Source organism: Paenibacillus sp. FSL H8-0315, from assembly GCF_038005365.1.
In the GTDB taxonomy this organism is placed as follows: Bacteria; Bacillota; Bacilli; order Paenibacillales; family Paenibacillaceae; genus Paenibacillus_AQ; species Paenibacillus_AQ odorifer.
Map to the genome: position 1 here is coordinate 603,620 of NZ_JBBOTA010000001.1, position 24,249 is coordinate 627,868.

Annotated in this window: 18 protein-coding genes and 1 other annotated feature; of the genes, 8 read left to right on the top strand and 10 right to left on the bottom strand. The window is 41.7% G+C overall.

From position 1 onward, the window contains the following. Positions 1–11: 11 nt before the first annotated feature. The 3 genes from MHB56_RS02460 to MHB56_RS02470 all read left to right on the top strand — a co-directional run bounded on the left by MHB56_RS02460 (position 12) and on the right by MHB56_RS02470 (position 2,636). Positions 12–998, top strand: coding sequence for a phosphotransferase enzyme family protein (locus MHB56_RS02460; RefSeq protein ID WP_341143228.1), 987 nt, complete (start codon positions 12–14; stop codon positions 996–998). Between the two features lie 187 nt (positions 999–1,185). Then, the gene (locus MHB56_RS02465) at positions 1,186–1,923 is read left to right on the top strand and encodes a glycosyltransferase (protein WP_341143229.1); all 738 of its coding nucleotides are present in this window, start codon (positions 1,186–1,188) and stop codon (positions 1,921–1,923) included. Then, positions 1,920–2,636 (top strand): glycosyltransferase family 2 protein, encoded by a 717-nt coding sequence (locus MHB56_RS02470; RefSeq protein WP_076190933.1) that lies wholly within the window; start codon positions 1,920–1,922, stop codon positions 2,634–2,636. Before MHB56_RS02465 ends, MHB56_RS02470 begins: the two co-directional genes overlap by 4 nt. 100 nt (positions 2,637–2,736) lie before the next feature. Here the strand turns inward: MHB56_RS02470 and MHB56_RS02475 are convergent, their stop codons facing one another. Continuing rightward, positions 2,737–4,347, bottom strand: a complete 1,611-nt coding sequence (locus tag MHB56_RS02475; RefSeq protein WP_341143230.1) for an S-layer homology domain-containing protein — start codon at positions 4,345–4,347, stop codon at positions 2,737–2,739. 94 nt (positions 4,348–4,441) lie between these two features. Beyond that, positions 4,442–5,875, bottom strand: a complete 1,434-nt coding sequence (locus MHB56_RS02480; RefSeq protein ID WP_076182565.1) for an MDR family MFS transporter — start codon at positions 5,873–5,875, stop codon at positions 4,442–4,444. Between the two features lie 231 nt (positions 5,876–6,106). Here MHB56_RS02480 and MHB56_RS02485 point away from each other — a divergent pair, with 231 nt between their 5' ends. Further along, positions 6,107–6,811: a TetR/AcrR family transcriptional regulator gene (locus tag MHB56_RS02485; protein WP_339168381.1), complete on the top strand. Its 705-nt coding sequence runs from the start codon at positions 6,107–6,109 to the stop codon at positions 6,809–6,811. A gap of 85 nt (positions 6,812–6,896) precedes the next feature. Here the strand turns inward: MHB56_RS02485 and MHB56_RS02490 are convergent, their stop codons facing one another. The 4 genes from MHB56_RS02490 to MHB56_RS02505 form a co-directional block, all read right to left on the bottom strand. Then, a complete protein-coding gene (locus MHB56_RS02490; protein WP_341143231.1) occupies positions 6,897–8,498 on the bottom strand; it encodes a hypothetical protein in 1,602 nt (533 codons plus the stop codon). Further along, a complete protein-coding gene (locus MHB56_RS02495) occupies positions 8,491–9,204 on the bottom strand; it encodes an ABC transporter ATP-binding protein (RefSeq protein ID WP_340010482.1) in 714 nt (237 codons plus the stop codon). The genes MHB56_RS02490 and MHB56_RS02495 overlap by 8 nt, the downstream gene beginning before the upstream one ends. 1,575 nt (positions 9,205–10,779) lie before the next feature. Beyond that, positions 10,780–12,519, bottom strand: a complete 1,740-nt coding sequence (locus tag MHB56_RS02500) for an ABC transporter ATP-binding protein (RefSeq protein WP_076182577.1) — start codon at positions 12,517–12,519, stop codon at positions 10,780–10,782. Continuing rightward, complete coding sequence (locus tag MHB56_RS02505; RefSeq protein WP_076183163.1) at positions 12,516–14,252, bottom strand: ABC transporter ATP-binding protein; 1,737 nt, start codon at positions 14,250–14,252, stop codon at positions 12,516–12,518. The genes MHB56_RS02500 and MHB56_RS02505 overlap by 4 nt, the downstream gene beginning before the upstream one ends. Before the next feature lie 150 nt (positions 14,253–14,402). On the opposite strand from MHB56_RS02505, the gene MHB56_RS02510 reads away from it, so the two are divergent. Further along, complete coding sequence (locus MHB56_RS02510; protein WP_076182582.1) at positions 14,403–15,272, top strand: LysR family transcriptional regulator; 870 nt, start codon at positions 14,403–14,405, stop codon at positions 15,270–15,272. Positions 15,273–15,281: 9 nt separating this feature from the next. On the opposite strand, the gene metG is transcribed toward MHB56_RS02510, so the two are convergent. Beyond that, a complete protein-coding gene (gene metG, locus MHB56_RS02515) occupies positions 15,282–16,928 on the bottom strand; it encodes a methionine--tRNA ligase (RefSeq protein ID WP_076179896.1) in 1,647 nt (548 codons plus the stop codon). 44 nt (positions 16,929–16,972) lie between these two features. Continuing rightward, positions 16,973–17,234, bottom strand: a binding site (T-box leader). Positions 17,235–17,359: 125 nt separating this feature from the next. On the opposite strand from metG, the gene MHB56_RS02520 reads away from it, so the two are divergent. Further along, positions 17,360–17,824 (top strand): DUF4362 domain-containing protein, encoded by a 465-nt coding sequence (locus MHB56_RS02520; protein WP_076182589.1) that lies wholly within the window; start codon positions 17,360–17,362, stop codon positions 17,822–17,824. A 61-nt stretch (positions 17,825–17,885) separates the two neighbouring features. Here the strand turns inward: MHB56_RS02520 and htpG are convergent, their stop codons facing one another. Further along, complete coding sequence (gene htpG, locus MHB56_RS02525; RefSeq protein WP_076127889.1) at positions 17,886–19,766, bottom strand: molecular chaperone HtpG; 1,881 nt, start codon at positions 19,764–19,766, stop codon at positions 17,886–17,888. 280 nt (positions 19,767–20,046) lie between these two features. On the opposite strand from htpG, the gene MHB56_RS02530 reads away from it, so the two are divergent. Beyond that, complete coding sequence (locus MHB56_RS02530) at positions 20,047–20,469, top strand: VOC family protein (RefSeq protein WP_076301614.1); 423 nt, start codon at positions 20,047–20,049, stop codon at positions 20,467–20,469. Here MHB56_RS02530 and MHB56_RS02535 read toward each other — a convergent pair. Next, the gene (locus MHB56_RS02535; RefSeq protein WP_076127886.1) at positions 20,440–21,315 is read right to left on the bottom strand and encodes a LysR family transcriptional regulator; all 876 of its coding nucleotides are present in this window, start codon (positions 21,313–21,315) and stop codon (positions 20,440–20,442) included. The genes MHB56_RS02530 and MHB56_RS02535 overlap by 30 nt on opposite strands. Before the next feature lie 121 nt (positions 21,316–21,436). Between MHB56_RS02535 and dapA the strand changes: the two genes are divergently transcribed. After that, a complete protein-coding gene (dapA, locus tag MHB56_RS02540) occupies positions 21,437–22,333 on the top strand; it encodes a 4-hydroxy-tetrahydrodipicolinate synthase (RefSeq protein WP_076127884.1) in 897 nt (298 codons plus the stop codon). A gap of 149 nt (positions 22,334–22,482) precedes the next feature. Here dapA and MHB56_RS02545 read toward each other — a convergent pair whose 3' ends face one another. After that, positions 22,483–23,871, bottom strand: a complete 1,389-nt coding sequence (locus tag MHB56_RS02545) for a DEAD/DEAH box helicase (protein ID WP_081383205.1) — start codon at positions 23,869–23,871, stop codon at positions 22,483–22,485. Between the last annotated feature and the right edge of the window lie 378 nt (positions 23,872–24,249).

Consider the following 24,249-nt stretch of genomic DNA (forward strand, 5'->3'; position numbering starts at 1 on the left):
GAGTAGAACCCTTGGAACAAAAGATTAAGTCTTTATTTAATGACCAGATTGTAAGTGCTGCCTGCACGAAATACGGTATCCCCATAGATGAGCTAAGCTTCATTGGCGGATTTCAAAATTTTGTTTATGAATATCAACTTAGCAATCATCAATATATTCTAAGATTTACTCATAGCTCGCTGCGCAGTATGGAATTGTTAACGGCTGAACTTGAATGGATTCTATACCTGGCTGATCATGGCGTTTCCGTATCAAGACCCGTAGGTTCTCTTCTGGGTAATCTAGTTGAGCAAATAGAGATTGGTGATTCATGCTTTATGGTATCTTCCTTTGAAAAAGCACAAGGGAAACGAATAGGTTACCCAGACTGCCTGAAGGATCTAGACCTCTATGAGCAGTGTGGCATGATCACTGGACAAATGCACAGATTAGCAAAATCTTATAAACCACAGTCCAAAAGACATGCGTGGCATCAGAACTACTACCTGCAGAATGTAACCAGGTTTATTCCTCCATCCCAAAGTGGCGTTTTGGAAAGCTGTAAGGCGCTTATGGATCAGCTAAAGCATCTCGACGCTGATATAAATACCTATGGTCTCATCCATGGGGATATCAATGTAGGCAACTTTTTGGTCGACAATGGCAAGCTGACCTTGTTTGATTTTGATGAAGCTCAGTACAGCTGGTTTGTAGAAGATATCGCCATTCAACTGTATTATCTAGTCTACGTTTACGGGGATGATAGCATGGAGGACAGGCAGCTTCAATGTCAGCGTTTTATGGAGCATTTTCTAAAAGGCTACGTTAAAGAGAACAGGATTTCAGAAAATGAGCTGAAGCTAATTCCTCTTTTTCTTCGATTAAGAGAGATTATTGTTTATACAGGGATGTACCGGAGTTTTGATATGTCTAACCTAGATGATTGGACCAAAGATTATTTAACGCAGAGTAAGGCGAGAATCGAGAATAGCGTATCCATCATTGAATCTTATTTCTGAACAAACATCCAAAGCGTTTCATATGAATTGTCTCTCTTACAAAACCCACAGCTATCACTGTGGGTTTTGTGTTCTTTAAACAAGTCCATTTTTGCTTGTAAGAGGTTGATATGCCGTTACTCTATCCTAACTTGGACATATCGTATTATGAGACTTTTCCCAAAAATGCATATGAGGGGTTGGTTAAATGAGTGCTGTACCTCACAACAAAGCGAAGCAACAAGGTGTTTCCATTATTACCTGTACCAATCGCCATAATTATTTAAACAACCTGCTCCAAAATTTCAGCAGACAAAGATATGCAAATAAAGAACTTATCATTATTATCAATAATAATAAAATTCCACTATCCCCCTACCAAACCTTAGCTAAAAAATACAAAAATATTAAGATATATCGTAAACCTGAACAGCAATCTCTCGGTTCATGCTTAAACTATGCCGTAACAAAATGCAAATATCATACCATTGCCAAATTTGATGACGACGATTATTATGCCCCTCATTATTTGACGGAAAGTATTCTGACCTTAAAAAGAACTAAAGCTGATATCCTTGGAAAACGGGCTCACTATATGTATTTACTAGGTTCAAAGACTTTGATTCTTCGTTTCGCAAATGATGAACACCGAATGGTTACCCATCTCCCTGGCGCTACGCTCGTCTTCAAACGAAAAGTATTCGATCATGTGAAATTTCCTAATAAAAACGTAGGTGAGGATGATCTCTTTTGCAGCAGAAGCAAAAAGAAAGGTTATAAGGTTTATTCTGCAAGTAAAAATAACTTCGTTGCCATACGTAGAAAAAACTCTTCAAAACATACATGGATCATCAGTGATAGTACACTAATAGCTAACCATAAAATCATCCGGAATATTAAAAACTACAGGAATTTTGTTGGACGCCGTCCAAAGATTTCGTTATGAAATTAACTGCTGAATCTACTTCATCTGCTGTGTCTATTCTAACTTGTACAAAACGAATGGATTGTATTAAAACAATATTTGATAACTATCAACGACAGAATTTCAAGTCTAAAGAGCTTATCGTGATCATTAATAATGATAGCTTGAAAATAGAAGACTATATACATGCTGCAAAAAAACATAAAAATGTACGGATCTATAAACTACCAGAATATCGTTCACTGGGGTTTTGTCTGAATTTTGGTGTGCACTTAGCGAATTATAGTTGTATCGCTAAATTTGATGACGACGATTATTACTCTGCCAACTATTTAACGGATAGTATGAACATCCTCCATAAAACTAAAGCTGATATCGTTGGAAAACGAGCTCACTATATGTATTTAACTGATAAGAAGCTACTTTTGCTTCGTTATCTTCATATGGAAAATAAACAGGTAACCAATGTTCAGGGTGCGACCCTACTCGTAAAACGAAATGTCTTCCAGCAGATTTCCTTTCCAGATTGGAATAAAGGTGAATGCGTTAAGTTTTGTGCTGATTGTGCTGCACAGGGCTTTAAGATCTATGCAGGAAATAAGTATAACTTCGCTGCGATTCGTAGAAAAAACTCCAAAGATCACACTTGGGTCGTTAGCGACAAGAAACTTCTAGCTCAAAATGTTAAAGTTCTAAACGTGAAAAACTTCAAAAAATACGTAACGCGAGGCTGATTTAATCAATCTAATCCTACCAGCTATGCCTTAGTAACCCAATAAAAAGACTGGACAGCAATATAGCTAAGCGGCTATTCGCATCCAGTCTTTCATATTTTTAAAAAGTATAATCGTAAAATTTCTCTGCATTCCTTAAGCTGGACCATACATCAGAACTTTCTCCGCCTATATACCAATAAGCTACTCCAGCTAGTTTTTTAGTAACCGCTAAGTTGTATTTTGTTATTAATGAACGCCCATCCTCAATCCAGATCGTATGTTTTATAGCTTGTTTCGAGTAGCCCGCGACATATTGTCCCAGCGAAGGATTCCACACGGGTCTCGATGCATAGCTGCTGATAATCTGATTTTGCTCCGGAAGCGTAATATATTGAGAGGATAAAACCGTCCCCTTCTGGTTCAATGTCCAATCCCGATTATATAAGGGCAATGCCAATATAACTTTTTGACTAGGTACAACTTTTAGGATTGTATTCACAGCCTTTTGATCATAAGAAAGCGAGGCATTGGACCCCGGAACTTGACTCCCGTCATAATGCTCATCATAACCCATCATCACCATATAATTCGTTTGCTTGCCTAGGGCAGCATAGTCAAAAGCTTCTGTCCAGTCCGTTCCAAGATCAGGGGATACATCCATCGACAGGATAACATCGAGCGAACGCATTTTCTCGGCTAATAAAGTAATAAACGAAGTCAAATACACACGATCTTCGGCCGCTACATTTTCAAAATCTATATTTAGTCCATCTAATCCATATTTACTCACTAAAGCAGCTAACTGATTGACTGCCGTATTCCTTGTGGTTGTACTCAACAGCATCTGATGCGTCGCTTCTTGATCCGATCGATTGCCAACCATCGCCCAGACTTGCTTTTTATTCTTTTTTGCCCAAGTTACCAGCGAGGCGTCTGTCGAATCCGTTACTGCCCCTGTTTTCCCAACATAATACCAACGTGGTGATAATGTGTTGACGTTCGATTGCAGAACATGATTCTCAAATTGTGCCGTCGTGAGACCATACTGCCAGCCTATAACAATACGTTTGTCCGGATTACTTTCCAGCTCTGCCGCCCAGCTTGTATGTTGCAGCACCCGATCCATCAACACTGCCGTCTCTTGCCTGGTTATCGGGTCAGTGGGCCGAAAATTCCCGCTATTATCGCCCTTCATTAATCCGCGATCATTAACCTTAGCAACAGCAGCACTTGCCCAGCTAGCAATTTGTTGCCGATCCTTAAAATTAGTTTGTGCGGCAGTTGCAGTGTTTGTTTGCTTTAGAGCTTTGGCTATCCACACAGCCGCTTCCTGCCGAGTGACTGCTTTTGCGGGTGCAAAAGTAGTTGCCGAAGTGCCGTTCGCCAGTTCAAGCTGAACCGCAGCCTGGATCCAGCCGTAATACCAAGCGCTTTTGGCTACGTCGGTATAAGGAGATACCGGACTCAACGCTGGATCAAGCCTCAACAGTCGATCAAGAACTGTTATAAATTCAGCTCTAGTAATCGATTGAGTAGGTGAAAATTTAGTATTCGAGGTGCCAGTTAATATATTCCGGTTATATAAATCTATGATTTCTTTTTTTGCATAACTAGTGTTTATATCCTCAAAAGGAACCCCGTTATCGGCCGATATATGCTGAATAAATACTCCGGCGGCTAGCACGACAGCGAGGGTTATTATAGTAAATCTAGCAAATATATTTTTCACGGGTTAAGAGATTCCCCCTTGGTTATCAATCTTTGAATTATACCAAGGATACAATCAATAAACATCGCTAAAATATTGGTAGAGTACGATAGGATCAGCTCTTCGGATTACGCAAAAAGAGACTAAGAACCACACCACACAGCGCCAAGACCAATGAAACTAGGAACGTATCGTGGAATCCTGCAACCATAGCCGCTGAGGGTAGTTTCTGATTCCCTTGACTCATATGTGTAGCTATATTGGAAGTCAATAAGCCCGACATTATAGCGACAGCAAAGGAACCCACAATTTGTTGCGCAGAGGCAGTAAGTGGGGTAACACGGCTGATCAGATCCTTCGGAGCGGCCTTAAGCACATGTGTACCGAGCTGCATAGTAGTTAATCCTTGGCCAAGTCCCATAATGGCAAAATAACTGATCATAACGTATACACTTGTATCATTTTGTAAACGTGACAAGAGAAAGAGTCCGGTGGACAGCAGCACAAGTCCAGAGAACACAACGGGCCGAGCTCCAAACTTATCAAATAACTTTCCTCCAATAATCATGCCAGCAAAGGATATTAATGCTTGGGGAATAACTAAAAGCCCCGATTCAAAGGAAGAAAAACCTCTGACCTGCTGCAAAAAAATTGGAATTAACAGAATCGAACCAAATAAGGCGAACTGATTAATCCAGGTCAAAATCATACCTTTACTAAATTCTAGAGATCGAAAAGAGCGAAGTTCCAATAACGGTTCTTTTTGGCGCAATTCCACGAAAATAAACAAGGCTAAAGCAATGAAGCTGAACGCAAGAGATATAATCGTTATACGATCCCCCCAGCCATCTACTCCCCCTCTATGCACCCCAAATACCAAGCTGGAGAAGGCGAGCGGTGATAAAATCACACCCCAAATATCCAATTTAGCTTTATTCCCCTTCTCTATTACCGGAAGAAATTTCACTCCAACAATCATTGCAATAATGCCAATGGGAACATTAATCAGAAAAATCCAATGCCAGCTGGCATATTCCAACAGCCATCCTGACAGTACAGGGCCAAGAACAGGCGCAATTAACATCGGTAGTCCAAGCAATCCCATGATTGAACCTCTTTTATCGGGAGGTGCGATTTTGAATGACATAGCCATACCAATTGGAGCAATCATCCCTCCGCCTAATCCCTGCAAAATACGAAAGATTATCAGCTCTGTTGTGGATTGTGCCATAGAGCATAATAAAGAACCTATGGTAAACAATACGATCGAAGCTAAAAAAACACGTTTGGCAGTGAACTTATCCGAGAACCAACCGGCCAATGGGATAATTACGGATAAAGCCAGCGTATAACCCGTAATGGCCCACTGTATTGTTTTTAGGCTGGCATCAAAGGTTTTTTCAAGCTGCGGGATCGCTACATTCATAATTGTACTGTCGAGCATAACCAGCAGCATTCCTGTTATAAGTGCCAGTATTACGGGAAGTATTGCTTTTATAGAAAATTCTTTGGTGACTGGTTGGGATTGTTCCACTTGAAGATTACTCATGGGTCTATACACATCCTTTTTAATTTTTACTAATAAATTTGCTAACTGCTGCCTCCTTTTTTTAAAAAATCGCACCTTTAAACTAACAGTGTAAGATTAATATAGCACCCGTTTATTTGCTTGTAAATAAAAATATCTAACACTGTAAGATAAAACAGTAATCTAACGATGGTAGACCAGCCATTCATCTTCGCTTATGATAAAGAAAGACAGTAACAGGAGGTCGTTTCGATGAGAATCAAAAATCTGCAAATCACTGAACAAGATATAATAAAAGCTTCTTGGGAGCTGTTGGATGATATCGGCATAGAGGCATTTAGTATGCGTAAATTAGCAGAACTACTAAAAATACAAGCCGCCTCTCTGTATTGGCATTTTAAGAGTAAACAGAGCATTTTCCAGACGCTTGCTAATGAAGTCGCCAAAGAAGCCCTCGAAACTGCGAATCTCGAAGGTGCTTGGCAAGAACAGTTATTTAATTTTGTAGACCGAATTCGTGGGGTTTTACATAAGTATCCTTGCTCGGCTCAGCTGATGATGAGAACCTTGCCTTCTGAACCTAATTATCTATCTTTACTGAATACTTTGCTTCAGATCGTGGATCATCTTCCTTTAAGCGATAGTGATAAATTCTCCTTAATTGCATGCGTGTTAAATTATGTGATCTCTTTCGAATTGGACAAATATGAGCAGGATCGAATTGACTTAGCCATGAAAAATGAACCTAATGGAGATGCTAGAGTGGTTTTCAAACAATCGCTTGAGCACTTATCCGGGGATGGACCTAATGTTATAAAACGAATGTACGAAAACAATATTTTTAATGAAATTGGCTCCGATAAGATGTTCTATACAGGTCTAAAAATAATGGTGGGCGGAATTGAACAGTTAGCTAATGAGCGACAAGAACAACAAGAACAACAAGTGCGACGGTAGAACTTAGGGATTTTTCACGAAAATAAATCTTGCACATAAAAAGGGCATCCCAGCAGCCAATTTCGGCTTTTGGAATGCCCTTTTTTTAAAGAGCCCGAAATAAAAATTCTCCTGTGGACTGGATGTATCTATACATCACTCCACACGCTACTAATATCACCACACCAATCCCTAACATAACGAGATTACCATTTAGATCAGATAAAAGAAAACTCAAACCAAATGGAATCAGCAAGCTGATAAATCCTATAATCATCGCTACAAGGACCGAAGCACTTTGTTTAATTACAGAGACTTCATTGGTCCACTCCAGTTTAGGAAGCTTCAAGTTTACGATCACACCTACCATTGCGGTAAGACAAGCGTATAGGACGGGGATTATTAGCAATAACAAGCTCTCCATCCAACCAGTGCCCAGAGAAATCATAAGAAGCACACTACTAACAATCACAATCGGCACAGTAATGGTGAGATTCACTGCGATTTTACTTAATAATATAGTTTTTGTCGGAACGGGAGCGCTTTTTAAAATCCAAATATGGTTACCTTCAAGCGAAATCGAACTCGAGGTCGTACAGCTTAATGCTACAAAGAGGGAAACAAATAGTGGCGCCAATCTGCTTAGATAATTAGAGAGTTCTGGTATCTCAATAATCTTTCCTAATTGCTCTGAGCTAACAAACAGTAAGGTGATCGCCATGACAAGTAGCATTACCATACCAATACTTGTATTTAGCACATATATAGAAGAACTGAAATAGCGGCGCAGCTCTTTTTTATACAATGTGTAAAGCGGTGAAGAGACTGCAAGTGACCTCATTTGATACTTATTCTTTGAGTAAGAAGTCGTAAGGCCTGTGTGTATTGCTTTATATTTGCTGCCAAGAATAAGGGTAAACAGCATAAAAGAAAGTAATGAGATTCCTATAAATAATAGTAAAGGAGCTACCTGATACGAGCAGACAGCATCTACATACATGACCGTCAAAGGATATAAGTTAAAGATTTGATCGGCAATTTGTGTGCTCATATCTGCAATTAACTGCGGGTCATTCCCATTCATTTGGCTTGAACCCAAAATAATAACAATGATTACGGCAAAAGTCAGAATGAGACTTATTAAACGACTTCCTTTAAACCGTGAGGAGATCCAACTAATCAATGCCCCAATAATCGTTGCAGCAATGATCGGCACTAATGGGATAAATAGCAGCGTTATCATGAAAAATAAATAATACACTACTGCCGGATTTACCTTTATAGCATAAACTACACCTGCTGGCACCATCACCATCAATGAGAACAGTATATTCAGCACGTAGAGCTGAACTACACGGCTTGCTACGATATGGCTCGTTTTGATAGGCAGCGACATTACGAGATCGTAATCTTTGGAGCCAAATAATACCCCACTCGCCTTATAGATCGTTGTAAAAAATCCAATCAAGCAAGTAACAGCCATCATAATCGCAAGCAGCAGCTCTGGCCGGCCTATCTGTTCAAGGGTCTCTGCTATCATGAAGCTATATCCAAACGAAACCACTGCCATCATGACAATCCCTATTAAGATACCGATGCTCAGCAAAAGCATTTTTCGTCTTTCTTTCATATCTCGTGTATGCAAAGCTTTATTTAACCCAAAGGATGAGATTAGCTGAATTTTCGTCAATCTCCAGATATTAATCATGTTTTATCAACTCCAAAAACACATCTTCAAGGCTGCTGTCACCCTTCACCTCTTCTGTTTTCCCATGAGTGATCAATTCACCCGCTTTGATAATGGCAATCTTATTGCAGAGCTTCTCGGCCACATCCAGTACATGCGTCGAAAAAAAGATCGCACTGCCCTGACTGCAAATCTCCGTCATGATTCTCTTGAGCGTGTGTGCCGCTTTTGGATCAAGTCCCACAAAGGGTTCATCCAGAACCAGCAGCTTCGGTTTATGAATAAGCGCGGAGATAATCGCGAGTTTCTGTTTCATACCATGAGAATACGAGGAGATCAAATCCCCCAGATTAGAAGTAATCTCAAATTCATCGCTATATTTCTTTATCAATAACTCCCGATCCGCTTTCGATACGCTAAAAAGATCACCAATAAAATTCAAGTACTGAATGCCCGTCAGATGATCGTATAAATCCGGATTATCTGGAATATACGCAGTAATCGCTTTGCAGGCTAAAGGATCTTTTTTAATGGAGTACCCACCAATCTCGATGTCCCCCTCCTCAAAATCTAAAACTCCGACCACTGCTCGGATAGTCGTTGTTTTCCCCGCACCGTTATGACCGATAAAGCCATAGATGTCACCTTTTTCGACCACTAAATTTAGATCATTTACCGCCTTCTTGCCACCCTTATAGCTTTTGGTAAAATGTTTGATTGTCAACATCTTGCCACTCCCCTTCCAATCTCATAACACTCTCAATATGCCATATTTACTGTAGCTTCGTCGTCTTCAATATACGTTTCTTATAATACGTTTAGCCCGTCCAGATAGTTCATTCGTTTGCAAATATTTTATTTTGAGATTTTCACCTCTAACGGGTGGGATAAAATTACGATTAAGTGCAACACGGTCCGTAAGGGCAAACAAACTACTTTGGGGACGTTGAGATAACTACTTGGGTGACGATGAGATAGCTAACTTTAGAACGCTAAGCGAACTACTTTCTAATCATTCTACTCCGGATCAGAAGCAATCTACCTTTGGTAGTGGCAGCCATTGCTACGTATCGGACCGAGGCGCCCTTATTTCGCAAAATCATGCCTTTTTCCACTCCGTTCGGACTCAGCTGCAGCTATTGTGCCATATCCGCTCCTTTTTCCTGCAATTTCAGCTAGATAAGTGCTATGCAGTCCGTTACTTTGGGAAAAGGCGCCAAAAACACAATTTAGGTGCAATACGGTCCGCAAGGCTAAACAAACTACTTTGGAACGGTAAACAAATTACTTTGGAACGGTAAACAAATTACTTTAGTGACGATGAGCTAACTACTTTGGAACGCTAAGCAAACGACTTTTTAAGCATTCTACTCCAGAACAGAAGCAATCTACCTTTGGTGGTGGCTGCCATTGCAACGTATCGGACCGAGGCGCCCTTATTTCGCAAATTCATGCCTTTTTCCACTCCGTTCGGACTCAGATGCAGCTATTTTGCCATATCCACTCCTTTTTGCTGCAAATTCAGCCGAATAAGTGCTATGCAGTCCGTTACTTTGAAAAAAGGCGTCAAAAACACCATTTAGCTGCAATACGGTCCGTAAGGGGAAACAAATTACTTTGGTGATGATGAGATAGCTACTTAGGAACACTAAGCAAACGACTTTGGGGACGATGAGCTAACTAACTTTGGAACGCTAAACAAACTACTTTGGGGACGGTGAGTTAACTACTTGGAACGCTAATCAGACTGACGATGAGCTAACTAAATTGGAACGCTAAGCAAACTGTCGATGATTTAACTACATTGGAACACTGAGCAAACTACTTTCTAAGCAATCTACTCCGGATCAGAAGCAATCTACCTTTGGTGGTGGATGCCATTGCTACGTATCGGACCGAGGCGCCCTTATTTCGCAAATTCATGCCTTTTTGCACATCGTTCGGACTCAGATGCAGCTATTGTGCCATATCCGCTCCTTTTTGCTGCAAAATCAGACGAATAAGTGCTATGCAGTCCGTTACTTTGAAAAAAGGCACCAAAAACACCATTTAGCTGCAATACGGTCCGTAACGGTAAACAAATTACTTTGGAATGGTAAACAAATTACTTTGGTGATGATGAGATAGCTACTTTGGAACGTTAAGCAAACTACTTCGGGGACGGTGAGCTAACTACATTGGAACACTGAGCAAACGACTTTGGTAACGGCGGGCTACACCCAAACCAAACAAAACTAACACAACCAAAAAAAGCATTCATCCCCAAATTCGGGATTGAATGCTCTTTTTCTAAATGTAAAGTCTACGCTGATGCGAACTGACTGTTATATAATCTGGCGTAATATCCACCGCTGGCTAGGAGTTGGTCATGCGTGCCACTTTCGACAATGTCTCCGTCCTTCATGAAAAGAATGAGATCCGATTCTCGAATCGTTGACAAACGGTGAGCAATTACAAAGCTGGTCCGACCTGCGATCATTTTTAGAAAAGCCTTCTGAATCCGTACCTCAGTCAGCGTATCAATACTGCTGGTGGCTTCATCCAAAATGAGCATAGGTGGATCTACGAGCATCACTCGTGCTATGGTAAGCAGCTGCCTTTGTCCTTGCGACAAATTATCTCCTGAGCCACTGATCTTTGTATCATATCCCTCAGGCAGGCGTTTAATGAAGCTATGAGCATTTGCAGCCTTAGCAGCAGCGATGACCTCTTCTTCGGTAGCCTCAGGTTTGCCGTAGGCAATGTTTTCTCTAATTGTGCCGCCAAAAAGCCAGGTGTCCTGCAACACCATCCCGAAATTACGCCGCAGACTGTCACGGGTAATCGTCTTGATATCCACACCGTCAATCTTGATGGAACCCTTATCCACATCATAAAAACGCATAAGCAGATTAACCAGTGTGGTCTTTCCCGCTCCCGTCTGCCCTACAATTGCAACCCGGGTACCTGGTTTCACTTCCAGACTGAAATCATTAATCAGAGGACGTTCAGGATTATAAGCAAAGGATACTTTTTCAAAGGTAATCGTCCCTTGGCTTGTATTCATAATTTTGGCGTCTGTTGCATCCGCTGGTTCAGGCGAGAGGTCTAGAATGGCGAAGATCCGCTGCGCTGATGCCGTTGCCGATTGAAGCTGCGTAATCACACCTGTAATTTCATTAAACGGCTTAGCGAACAAGTTAGAGAAGATCAAAAAGCTGGACAAATCCCCTACCGTCACAAGCCCGCGAATCACCATAACACTACCGATCATCGCGATAACAGAGAAGGTAATATTATTTACTAACCGGGTTGTCGGATTGGACAAGGAACCGTAAAATTGTGATTTCACACCAGTCTGGTACAAAGTCTCGTTTCGTTCTTCAAACTGGGTCAGTGCACGGTCTTCATAATGATAAGCAGTGACCACTTTTTGTCCGCCAATCATTTCCTCCACGTATCCGTTGAGACCGCCCAGAATTTTAGCCTGCTCCTTAAACATCTTCTGGGAGCGCATCGTAATGAATCTTGCCACAAAAAATGTAACGGGTGCTGACAGAAGAACAACTAGGGTCATTAAAGGACTAATATACAACATAAGTACAATTGCCCCCACGATAGTGATGATCCCCGTGAGCAGTGTTGAGAAGCCTTGCAGCAGTCCATCAGAGACCGCATCCATGTCATTAACAAACCGGCTGATGCTGTCCCCTTGCGGGTGGTTATCATGAAATTTTAGCGGCAAAACATTTAATTTATCAAAAAGCTCCCGCCGTAAGTCATATACAGTCCGGTAGGCAATTCGATTAGTCAGGTAGGTAAGAAGCCATCCGAAAAAGCTGCCGACAATATACACCCCTGCCAGAATCAAAAGCAGTCTAAGTACGGCGTCAAAATCAACCTCTCCCGGCCCGATCATAAAATCGATGGCGCTGCCGATGAGCAGCGGGCCAATTAGACTGGCAATCACACTGAGTATTGCGCAGATTACTGCACCTATAGCTATTTTTTTATAATGCCCTGTGTATACAATAAGTCTTTTCCAAATGTTATTTTTGTTCATTGGCCCGACTCCTCACTTGATAGCTGGGACAGGCAGATTTCTTTATACTCTTCACAACCACGCATCAGCTCCTCATGGGTTCCGACACCGGCGATCCGCCCTTCCTCAAATACCATTATTTTATCCGCTTGCCTTACAGTGCTTACCCTCTGCGAGACAAGGAGTACGGTCATTTCCTGGCTGCTCTCTTTGAGAGCCTTTCGAAGTGCCGCATCTGTGGAGAAATCCAGCGCACTGGAGGAGTCATCCAAAATAAGAATCGATGGCTTTCCTACTACTGCACGAGCTATGGTTAAGCGCTGCTTTTGTCCACCGGATAAATTTAATCCCCCACGAGATACTTGCGTATTCAACCCTTCGGGTAATTTACGTATAAACTCCTCCGCTTGAGCAATAGAGGCTGCCTGCATGATTTCTTCCTCAGTTGCATCTTCCTTGCCCCAACGTATATTCTCAGCGATCGTTCCTGTAAACAGCACAGCTTTCTGCGGTACAATCCCGATCTTCTCACGAAGCTGATGCAGCTTATAATCTCGGACATTCACACCATCCACTTTCACTTCACCTTGAACCGCATCATAAAAACGAGGGATCAAATTCACAAAAGTAGACTTACCTGAACCCGTACTGCCAATCAGGCCCACGGTCTCTCCGCGATTAATTACTAGAGATATATCCTCTAATGCCGATTCACCTGTCGTATTATACCCAAAGGATACGTGATCGAATTGTATAGCAGGGGCAGCAGGGGCAGGGGCAGCAATCACTGCATTTCCTTCCTCAGACACGGAGACCTTAACACCCAGCACTTCATTTACACGATTAGCTGAGGATGAGGCTTTTGTAAAAATAATAACCAAGTTGGAGACCACTATCAGCGCCAGCAAGATTTGAGTGATGTAATTGATGAAGGCAATGATCTCCCCTTGAGACAATCGGCCCCCATCGATATGAATTCCGCCTACCCACAAAATAGCAATGATCGCCGCATTTACTACAAGTGTAGTCATCGGCCCAAGCAAAGCAGAAATCCGCGAAACCCGGATCGCTGTAGTAGTCAAATCATCGGACGAAGCATCAAAACGTTCTTTTTCTGTACGTCTTTTGGCAAAAGCACGAATCACTCGAATCCCCGACAAATTCTCACTCAGTACGAGCGCAAGGGCATCCAGCTTCTGCTGGTATTTTCGGTACAAAGGAGCACTACGGGTGATAATAAAATATAAAATAATGCCAAAAACCGGTGTTGCCGCAATTAGAATCAGCGATAATCTAAAATCCAAAATCATGGACATTAGGATAGCCCCGATGCAGATAAACGGCGCACGAATAACTAGACGAATTAGCATAGCCACAGCAATTTGCAGCTGGTTTACGTCATTGGTAATCCGATTAATCAGTGTAGGTGTACCTAAGGTATCCAGCTCAGCATACGACAAAGATGTGATATGTCTAAACATCTTATTACGTAGTGTCGTACCGAATCCCTGTGAAGCCCGGGCTGCATAGTATTGGCATACCATGGAGCAGCCGAAGCCAAGCAGTGACATCAGCACCATTAGGCCACCCATGCGGTAAACATAGGCGCTGTCATGATTGCCAACCCCGTTGTTGATGATCAATGCGACAATGGTAGGCAAAATCAGCTCCAGAATCGCTTCCATCAGTTTGAAGATCGGTCCAATGATCGCTTCTTTTTTGTACGGCTTTAAATATACTGCAATTTTGAACAAATTCATCCACACCCAACATAAGAAGTATTTAACCACTTGAAATATGTATAAGAACAGTTATGATTATGGCATATCTACTCACATATTAATAATATTGGATTCGTATCGCTCCCATACGATTAGCATATCTCAAGTTCGGAGGATTTTTATATGGATATTAGACAACTTAAATATTTTATGGCGATAGCTGAGGAAGGGCAGATTACATCTGCAGCCAAAAAACTGCAAATGGCCCAGCCTCCGCTGAGCCAGCAGCTAAAGCTCCTAGAGGAAGAACTCGGTGTAAAGCTAGTGGAACGAGGTCCACGCAGCGTGCAGCTCACTGAAGCTGGAGCCATATTGCGGGACCGTGCCCAACAAATCCTGGAGCTGGCAGATTCCACTGCCCGTGAGCTCACTGATTTTGTCAAAGGTTTAAAAGGAACCCTAGCCATTGGTACTGTTTCTTCCTCTGGAGCTACGTTGCTTCAAGATCGGCTATGTGAGTTTCACAAAACGTATAGAGGTGTGAAGTTTGAGATTCATGAAGGAAATACCTTTAGAATCATTGACCTCCTGAATAAAGGTATTGTCGAAGTCGGGATTGTTAGGACACCCTTTAATGGTACAAATTTAGAATGTCTTTACACACAAGCTGAACCTATGATTGCCGTAATGACACCTGAGTATGACTGGAAAACGGATGAAAACTTTATTGAGATCGGTGAGTTAAAGGATAAGCCGCTTATTATCTACCGCCGTTTTGAGCAGCTTATCCGGGAAACATGTCTTGAGAACGGCTTTGATCCGCTGATTTTCTGTATGAATGATGATGCTAGAACAACACTGCTCTGGGCAAACGCTGGTCTTGGCATTGGAATCATCCCCAAATCCGCTTTCGAATTAACGAGTAACCGTAATTTGATCTATAAAGAAATCAGTAGTGAATCACTACGCACACGGGTCGCCGCCGTCTGGATTAAGGATAAATACTTATCATCATTGGCTTCCAAGTTTATTGAAAGCTTTAGGAATGGATAAATACCAGCTCTATTTATTCACTTGCTGTTGATCTAGCCTATCCTCTTCTTCTTTAATACGGCTAATATCAATTCGTTCAAACAATAATTGTAAATCAGTAACCTGTTGGTAAGGGGGCACCAAGCAAGGCTGCCAATTCGGTAGTTCTAACGACAGGAACCCCCTGATCTTGTCACAAGAGAACGGTAGAAACGGATGCAACAAATTCGCTAAGTTCGCAATAATCTGCACACATGTGTATATTGCAGAATCACAAGTAACCTGATCCTCTTTTATCTGTATCCATGGTTTTTGCAGATCGAAATACTGGTTTGCCTTGCGCACATAAGAAAAAATAAACTCCAGCGCATCTTTTAGATTCCCAGCCTCAATAAGTCGTCCTGATTCCAGATACAAGAGGTCGATATTGTCTTTCCACCCCTTATCTAATTGCCCATTTGGCACTTTCCCTTCATAAAACTTTTCTACAAAAGCCAATGAACGGTTCACTAAGTTACCAAATGCTCCAAGCAGCTCTCCATTATGGCTATAAATAAACTCTCTCCAGGAAAAATCCGTGTCCCGCTTCTCAGGTCCATTGGCAATTAAGAAATAACGAATAGAATCTGGCTGATACCGCTCTAAAATATCAGGTACCCAGACCGCCCAATTTCGGCTAGTGGAGAATTTCTGCCCTTCAAGGGTTAAATATTCGCTAGATATAATCCTGTCCGGTAAATGCAGACCTCCTGCTCCTAATAACACAGCCGGCCATATTAAAGTGTGAAAAGGAATATTGTCTTTACCATGCACATAATAAGCGGTAATCGCCCCTTTTTCCTCTAACCAAAAATCCTCCCAGCTTCCTCCGGACTGTGCAGCCCACTGCTTACTGGCTGATAAATAACCACTTACCGCCTCAATCCAAACATAAATTTTTTTATCTTCAAATCCAGCCACAGGAACATCTACACCCCAAGACAAGTCTCTTGTTACCGCGCGGTCCTGCAGCTCTTCTTGTAAATAACGTTTGGTCAGTTTTATAGCGTTTTCTCTCCAAAATTGTGCTTCCTCTACATATTCCGTTAATTCAGACTGAAAATTAGATAAGCTAAGATAATAATGTTCTGTCGGCCTTTCTGTTGGTGTATTCCCACATAATTTGCAGACTCTGTCTAACAAATCGGCAGGATCTAGAATCGTAGAACAATAATCACATTGATCCCCTCGCGCCCGCTCACCACATACCGGACAAGTCCCTTCCACATATCTGTCTGGCAAAAAGCGCTGATCCACCTCGCAGTAACATTGCGCAATGGTTTTTTTATATAAATGACCATTCTCTAGCAGCTTTGTAAACAACGCTTGCACAACCTTATGATGCTGCTGTTGATCCGTTCGAGTATATAGATCATAACTAAATCCCAGCTGTTCAAAACACTTCAGAAACTCTTCATGATATCTGCTTGCAAAAGCTCCCGGCGTAATCCCTTCATTCGCAGCCTGAACTGCTACGGGTGTGCCATGGCAATCACTGCCTGATACATATAATACGTTATCCCCTTTGGAGCGAAAATATCGTGCCAGCACATCCCCAGGCAACACACTTGATAATCTCCCCAGATGTAAAGATCCATTCGCATACGGCCAAGCGCCACCTATAAACACATTACTCATTAACCTTCTCCTCCTTTTTTTAGACAACAAAAAAACTCCCATCCACAAAGGACGAGAGTTCTACTCACGTGTTACCACCTAATTTTATAAATGCCTCATGACATTTACCTCTTCAGGTACGACGTTAATTAACGTTTATACCCTAGCACTGTAACGGATGCAGGTTCCGGCGCAGCCTACAACCCATAAGGTTTCGATGCGCAGCTCTGAGACCATATTCCCAAGGGTTTTCTTTACTCCTTTTCAGCGACCGGAGCTCTCTGTTGAAAGAATTGCCGTGGTACTCTTTCTCTTCTTTGCTTTTACATATTCAAGTTAGAGAAAATAATACTCAATTTGTTGTTTATTGTCAATGTGAAACATCAAGCTCACTGTAACTTTTCCAGTTAATCTCCGTCTTTTATATAAATACGTTACAAGGAGGTCCCTCAGTGAAAAAAGTAAATTTGCTTACACTCTCTGTTCTTTTACTAGCAGGAGTATGGGGTTGTTCCGATCATAAAGTTAATTCTGTTCCCAAAAGTGAACCCTATACTTCCAAAGAAGCCATCAGTAGAGGGGATATTGTTTCTTTTGAAAAAGTGTACAACCTAGATAAATTCGAGAAATTTATAACTAATCTCTCCAGCAAAAAAGCAGACAATATACGCGTTACAAGTTACACAGATGAAGGCGATCCCATATTTAAGGATTTAAAATTTGACGGTAACGTGATTAATTACAGCTATGATACTTCTAATGATGCATTCGGTGGAAGCAACACAGGAGTCAGAACCGATACCTGCTCCGAAGTGACGAGTAAAAAAAGCACACAAGGTGAAATTATCTATTCGATCAGCGGTTGCACAAATAATGACTCTGAAATTGATTACTACCTTTTTCGCACAACAAAATGAAATACTGAAATAAAAAAGACCACCCAATCATAATACAATTGGATGGTCTCTGTACTTCATATTATTTCATGATTTTGCAAATATCATTGGTGAATTGAACAGGATCACTAACCTGTAGACCTTCGATCAACAGGGCTTGGTTGTACAGCAGGTTCGTGTATAAACCGAGCTTTTCTTTGTCGTTCTCTGCTGCCGCCTTCAAGGACTGGAACACTTCGTGATGGATGTTGATTTCGAGTACCTTATCCGCTTGCACCTCTTGGCCATTCGGCATCGATTTCAGGATTTTTTCCATCTCGATTGTCAGTTCACCTTCAGCAGAGAGACATACCGGATGAGTCTTTAAACGTTTGGAAGCTTTGACATTTTTCACTTTGCCGGACAGGATGTCCTTCATCGCTTCAAAAAGCTCCTTGTTTTCGTTCTCTTCCGCTTCCGTTGGCTTGTCCGCTTCGTCGGCTTCGATCCCCAGATCTCCGCTGGATACGGATTTAAATTCTTTTTCCTTATAAGACTGAATCATCTTGATCGCAAATTCATCAATATCATCAGTGAAGTAGAGAATTTCATACCCTTTATCCGATACAAGCTCGGTTTGCGGGAGCTTCTCGATTCTGTCGATCGACTCTCCGGAAGCATAGTAGATATATTTCTGATCTTCTGGCATTCTTGAGACGTATTCGTCCAGCGTAACCAGCTTCTTCTCCTTAGAGGAGTAGAACATCAACAAATCTTGAAGGGTGTCTTTGTGCATCCCATAATCGTTATAGACACCAAACTTAAGCTGTCTGCCAAAAGCATTATAGAACTGCTCATATTTCTCTCTTTCATCCTTCAGCAGGCTTTGCAGTTGGCTTTTCACTTTATTCTTAATGTTCTTAGCGATCAGAGTCAGCTGACGGTCATGCTGGAGCATCTCTCTGGAAATGTTCAAGGAAAGATCCTCTGAGTCCACCATACCTTTTACAAAGCTGAAGTAATCAGGCAGCAGATCCGCACATTTGTTCATGATCAGCACACCGTTGGAATAGAGCTCAAGACCTTTTTCATATTCCTTTGTGTAATAGTCAAACGGCGTATTTTCTGGAATGAACAGGATTGCATTGTACACTACAGCACCATCAGCACTGATATGAATATGTTTAAGCGGCTTATCGAAGCCGTAACGTTTCTCTGCATAGAAGTTATCATAGTCTTCTGTAGTCAGCTCGCTTTTGTTCTTGCGCCAGATAGGCACCATGCTGTTTACGGTTTGTTCTTGAATAACTTCTTCGAACTCGTTCTCCGTGCCTTCTTTTGGCTTTTGCTCCTTCACGTCCATTTTAATTGGGAAACGAATGAAGTCGGAGTATTTTTTAATGATGGATTTCAGGCGGTATTCTTCCAAATATTCATCATATTGATCTTCTTCCGTATTCTCTTTAATCTTCAAAATCACATCAGTGCCGACAGAATCCTTCTCGACAGTCTCGATGGTATAGCCGTCAGCGCCCTTAGACTCCCATTTAAAGGCCTCGTCACTGCCTAATGCCTTACTGATCACTATAACGTCATCAGCCACCATAAACGCAGCGTAGAAGCCCACCCCGAACTGCCCGATGATGTTGTGGCCATCTTTAGCTTCGTTCTCTTTCTTAAAAGCAAGAGATCCACTCTTCGCGATTGTACCTAAGTTATTCTCCAGCTCCTCTTGTGTCATCCCGATACCTGTATCGGAAATCGTCAAGGTTCTGTTCGCCTTATCGGCGGTCACTTTAATATAATAATCCTCTTTATTGAAGACCAGGCCTTCATCAGCTAATGCTTTGTAATAGATCTTATCAATCGCATCACTTGCATTGGAAATCAGCTCACGCAGGAATATTTCCCGTTGTGTATAAATGGAGTTAATCATCATTTCCAGCAATCTTTTCGATTCGGCTTTAAACTCTTTTTTGGCCATGAATAAATAAATCTCCTTTCAAAATAACCTTCTTATCCAGCACATCGTGATTAGCACTCTTCTTAGATGAGTGCTAATTCTTCTTTTTATATAACATAAACTCATTTTCAATGTCAATATTTACAGCGACTTTCATTAAATAAAGCTGTATTTTGCATACAAATTTAGGATTTGATCGATAAATAACATTCAACTTGCACATAGGATGATTCTATGTTTTAAATAGATTAGATACATAAATTACAAATAAAGGTCTAGCATCTTCTCTGGAGGGATTCAAATGCATGAACAAGCACAGTCCATTGTAAATTCTTCAGCAACAAGTCCCATTAAGAATTTGATTGGCAGTGTATTTATCCCCGTACACGATATTGAAAAAGCCCGTAACTGGTATTGCCAAGTCCTAGGACTCCAAGAAGCAGATCATTCGATTATAAACGGTCATTTATGTCCGTTAACTATGCAAGGAAGCACTGGGATCATTCTGGACACCATGCCCATGTGGGGAGGTTTAGAGCCTGAAGGGGCTCCTCCAATTACAACACCTGCTCTTATGCTTATAACCGATGATCTGCAAGCCTCTTTCAACTATATAAAGGAGCTCGGTGTAGATATAGTAACCGAAATTCAAGATCAAAAATGGTTTGTAGTAAAAGACCCTGATGGGAATAAACTAATGATTTGCAAACAGCATTTGGATTAAAAATTGCAGTGGTTGTGATTTCCACTTCTTAGGATGCATCAGAAGCTGCAGATCAAAGTGAATTTCGGGATGAACAAAGGACAGCTCAGCCAAGCTTCCCCGTTCAATTTCTTCCTCTGCCACGATTTTGGGTAACAAAGCAATTCCAAGACCATTCATTACACAACGTTTAATGGCCTCCAGATTCGAAAGCTCAAAACCTATGCGGAATATGATCCCGTGCTCTTTTAACAAATTCTCGAACAAACTCCGGTAAATACAGCTTTCCTCCGAGACTATTAGCTCACAGTTATTCAGATCCTGTAGGGTTACCGTATCCATCTGGGCAAGCGGATGATGAATGGGAGCTATCAAAACAAGCGGCTCATCTCTGACGATCGTACGCTCAAGGATGGAATCCGCAGTGGTGCGATCCAACATTAAGCCTAGATCTACTTCGCCATCTTTTATTTTGGCAAGAAGATTAGCTTCCTGCATCGTTTGCAGATGAATATCCAGCTTCGGAAATTTAGTCCTTAGCTGCTGCAGGTAAGGAGGTAAATAAAAGGCCGCTAAAGAATCTATCGTCCCAATAGTTAACGTACCTCCGATTTGCTGGGCGATGGTTTCTTTTGAACGATCATATAAATCCAAAATCTCCACGAACAGCTTCAATAACTCTTCTCCTGGCGGGGTAAGCCGCAGCTGACGGCCATGCCTCTCTATTAAAGGTACTCCATATTCCTTCTCTATCTTCTGTATCTGCATCGTCACACTTGATTGTGCATATCCCAATTCTTCAGCAGCTCGCGTAAAGCTCTGACGTTTAGCCACCTCGCGGAAGGTTCGTAAATAGGTTAAATCCATTACCTCACCCTAACATCAATATTTTTGATGATCCATATCATTTATTATAGCTAACGACGATGCTACTTTCCATGGTAAAGTGTATGTAGAGGAATTAAAATATTTTGGAGGCCGATAATTTATGCTTACAGAACAACAGATTTATGGAGTTTATGTCCCCGTGGTCACCCCGTTCAATGCTGCTGGTGAAGTTGATTTGGATTCGTATCAGCGTTATGTAAAGAACATTATTAACAACAGCATACAAGGTCTGGTCGTTAATGGAACCACCGGAGAATCGCCCACTGTAACCGTAAATGAAATGCAGCTTCTAGTAAACACTTCCCGTGAGCTTCTACAATCCACATCAATCCCCTTAGTAGTTGGTACAGGTACCAATGATACAGCCTCTACGGTTGCACGCACGGAAATTGCTGCAAACCTTGGTGCTGATTGTGCACTAGTAGTCGTACCTTATTATAGTCGTCCTTCACAAGAGGGTATCATTGCCCATTTCCGCAAAGCAGCAGAAGTAGGCATACCAATCATGGCTTATGATATTCCAAGTCGTACAGGTACGGCCATGACGGTAGATACTGCACGTACAATCCTAGAAATGAATAATGTTGTCGGTTTAAAAGACTGCTCAGGCAGTACAAAAATGGTTACAGAGTTAGTCCGTACAGGTGCTAAACCTGTGCTTGGCGGCGATGATTCCCTCTTTTATGAAATGCTTAGCTGCGGAGCAGCTGGGGGGATGCTTGCTACTGCCAACGTTTTCCCGGCAGAATGCCTTCGTATCTTTGAAGCCTTTACATCTGGTCAAGTGGACTTCGCTAAAGAAAGCTTTGAACAACTACTGCCGATCATCCGCCTATTATTCAAGGAATCGAATCCCGCTCCAATTAAATGGATGCTTAGCCAAAACGGCCTACTGTCCTCGGATACGCTTCGCCTCCCTATGACTTCCATCAGCGCAGGACTTCAGCAAGAACTGAGCCCCTATGTTCAGGAGAATACAATTGAAGCAACCGCATAAATGAAATAACAACAGCCGTTGTACAGTGAGGAACTGTTTAGCGGCTGTTTTTTGTTGTAAATTATCAGGACATAAAACATAAAAAACCATCAGATTTACTCTGACGGTTTTTTTATTTTGCTATAGAAACGATACGCATTCAAACTAACTTATCTGCTGCTCGTTTTTTGTCTTCCTTTTGTGAACCACTCGGACTTTGGCTTCAATGGAGGGTTAGACTTAGGTTTTGCTTTAGCTGGTTTAGATGCCGCTGATTTTGTTGCTGCCGGTTTTGTTGCCGCAGGTTTAGCAGTTGCTGGTTTGGAATTCGACGGTCTGGAAGACGATGGTCTCGAAGCTGCTGCTTTCGAACCTGACGGTTTCGCCGAACGATCTGTCTTCATTTGCGTTTTACGAGACATCGGATAAGGATGGTCCTTAACTTCCGGAATCGATTTTCCAATCAATTTTTCAATATCTTTAAGGAAAGGAAGCTCTTCAGCTTCGCAAAAAGAAATTGCCGTTCCGCTCAATCCCGCTCTGCCTGTACGACCGATCCGGTGCACATAGGTTTCCGGGATGTTCGGTAAGTTGAAGTTGATTACGTGAGACAGCTCATCAATATCAATTCCCCGGGCAGCTATATCCGTAGCTACGAGAACACGAGTCGCACCGCTTTTAAAATTCCGCAAGGCGTTCTGGCGATCATTTTGTGATTTATTGCCGTGTATGGCTTGAGCAGCAATGTTCACTTTAGCCAGATCGCGGGTAACACGGTCTGCACCACGTTTGGTACGAGTAAACACCAAAGCTGAGACGATGGATTTATCCTGTAACAGCAGGTTCAATTGGTTTTGCTTATTTCCGTTCTCTAATAAATAGATCGATTGATTGATTCTATCCGCAGTAGATGACACGGGTGTGATTTCTACCTTCACTGGATTCACAAGCAATGTTTTGATCAATTTAGAAATCTCAGTTGGCATCGTTGCCGAGAAAAACAGAGTCTGCTTCTTCGTAGGCATTTTGGCGATGATTCGTTTCACATCATGAATAAAGCCCATATCCAGCATCCGGTCAGCTTCATCCAGAACTAAAATTTGTACATATTGCAGATCTACACGTTTCTGATTGATCAGGTCGATAAGTCTACCAGGGGTAGCAATAAGAATATCGGCACCTTGATTCAGTGCGCGCTCTTGCACTTTCTGTGACACACCGCCAACAATGGCAGCAGAGCGGATATCTGTATATTGGCTATACGCTTTTATGTTATCAGCAATTTGAATCGCTAGTTCTCTTGTCGGTGTTAAAATCAACGAGCGAATGCGTCGCACATTATTGGATTTGTTTGGGCTCGATTGTTCGCTTAGCAATTGAATAATAGGCACGGAAAATGCAGCTGTTTTTCCTGTTCCCGTTTGCGCGCATCCAAGTAAATCTCTACCCGCTAATACAGCTGGAATCGACTGCTCCTGTATTGGTGTAGGTGATGTATAGTTTTCTTTGCTTAAAGCCTTCAAAATTGCAGGCACAATATTCAGTTCATTAAATGTCATTGGGTCTCCTTAATTTCTAATACATATATTCTTAACAATAAATCCTTTTGTCACGTCATAAACCATAATCATAACACAATAAGTTACATAATAATAGATTTTCTTTATCATCACACCAATTTTCATTAAAAATCCATTTCAGGATACCATCCGTTCTACTCTTACAGAAATTTTTTTACTAACCGTAAAATACTCCTTCTCAATTTATCCTGCGGCGTATCTTTTGAAGATCCTGTTGATCCTGTTGAGACTGCTGAGCCTGCTGAGTCTGCTGAGCCTGTTGAGCCTGGAGACTGCTGAGCCATCAGACGCCCTTATTTCGAAAATTCGTGGATTTTGGACATGCTATCGGACTCGGATGCAGTTATTCACACCTTC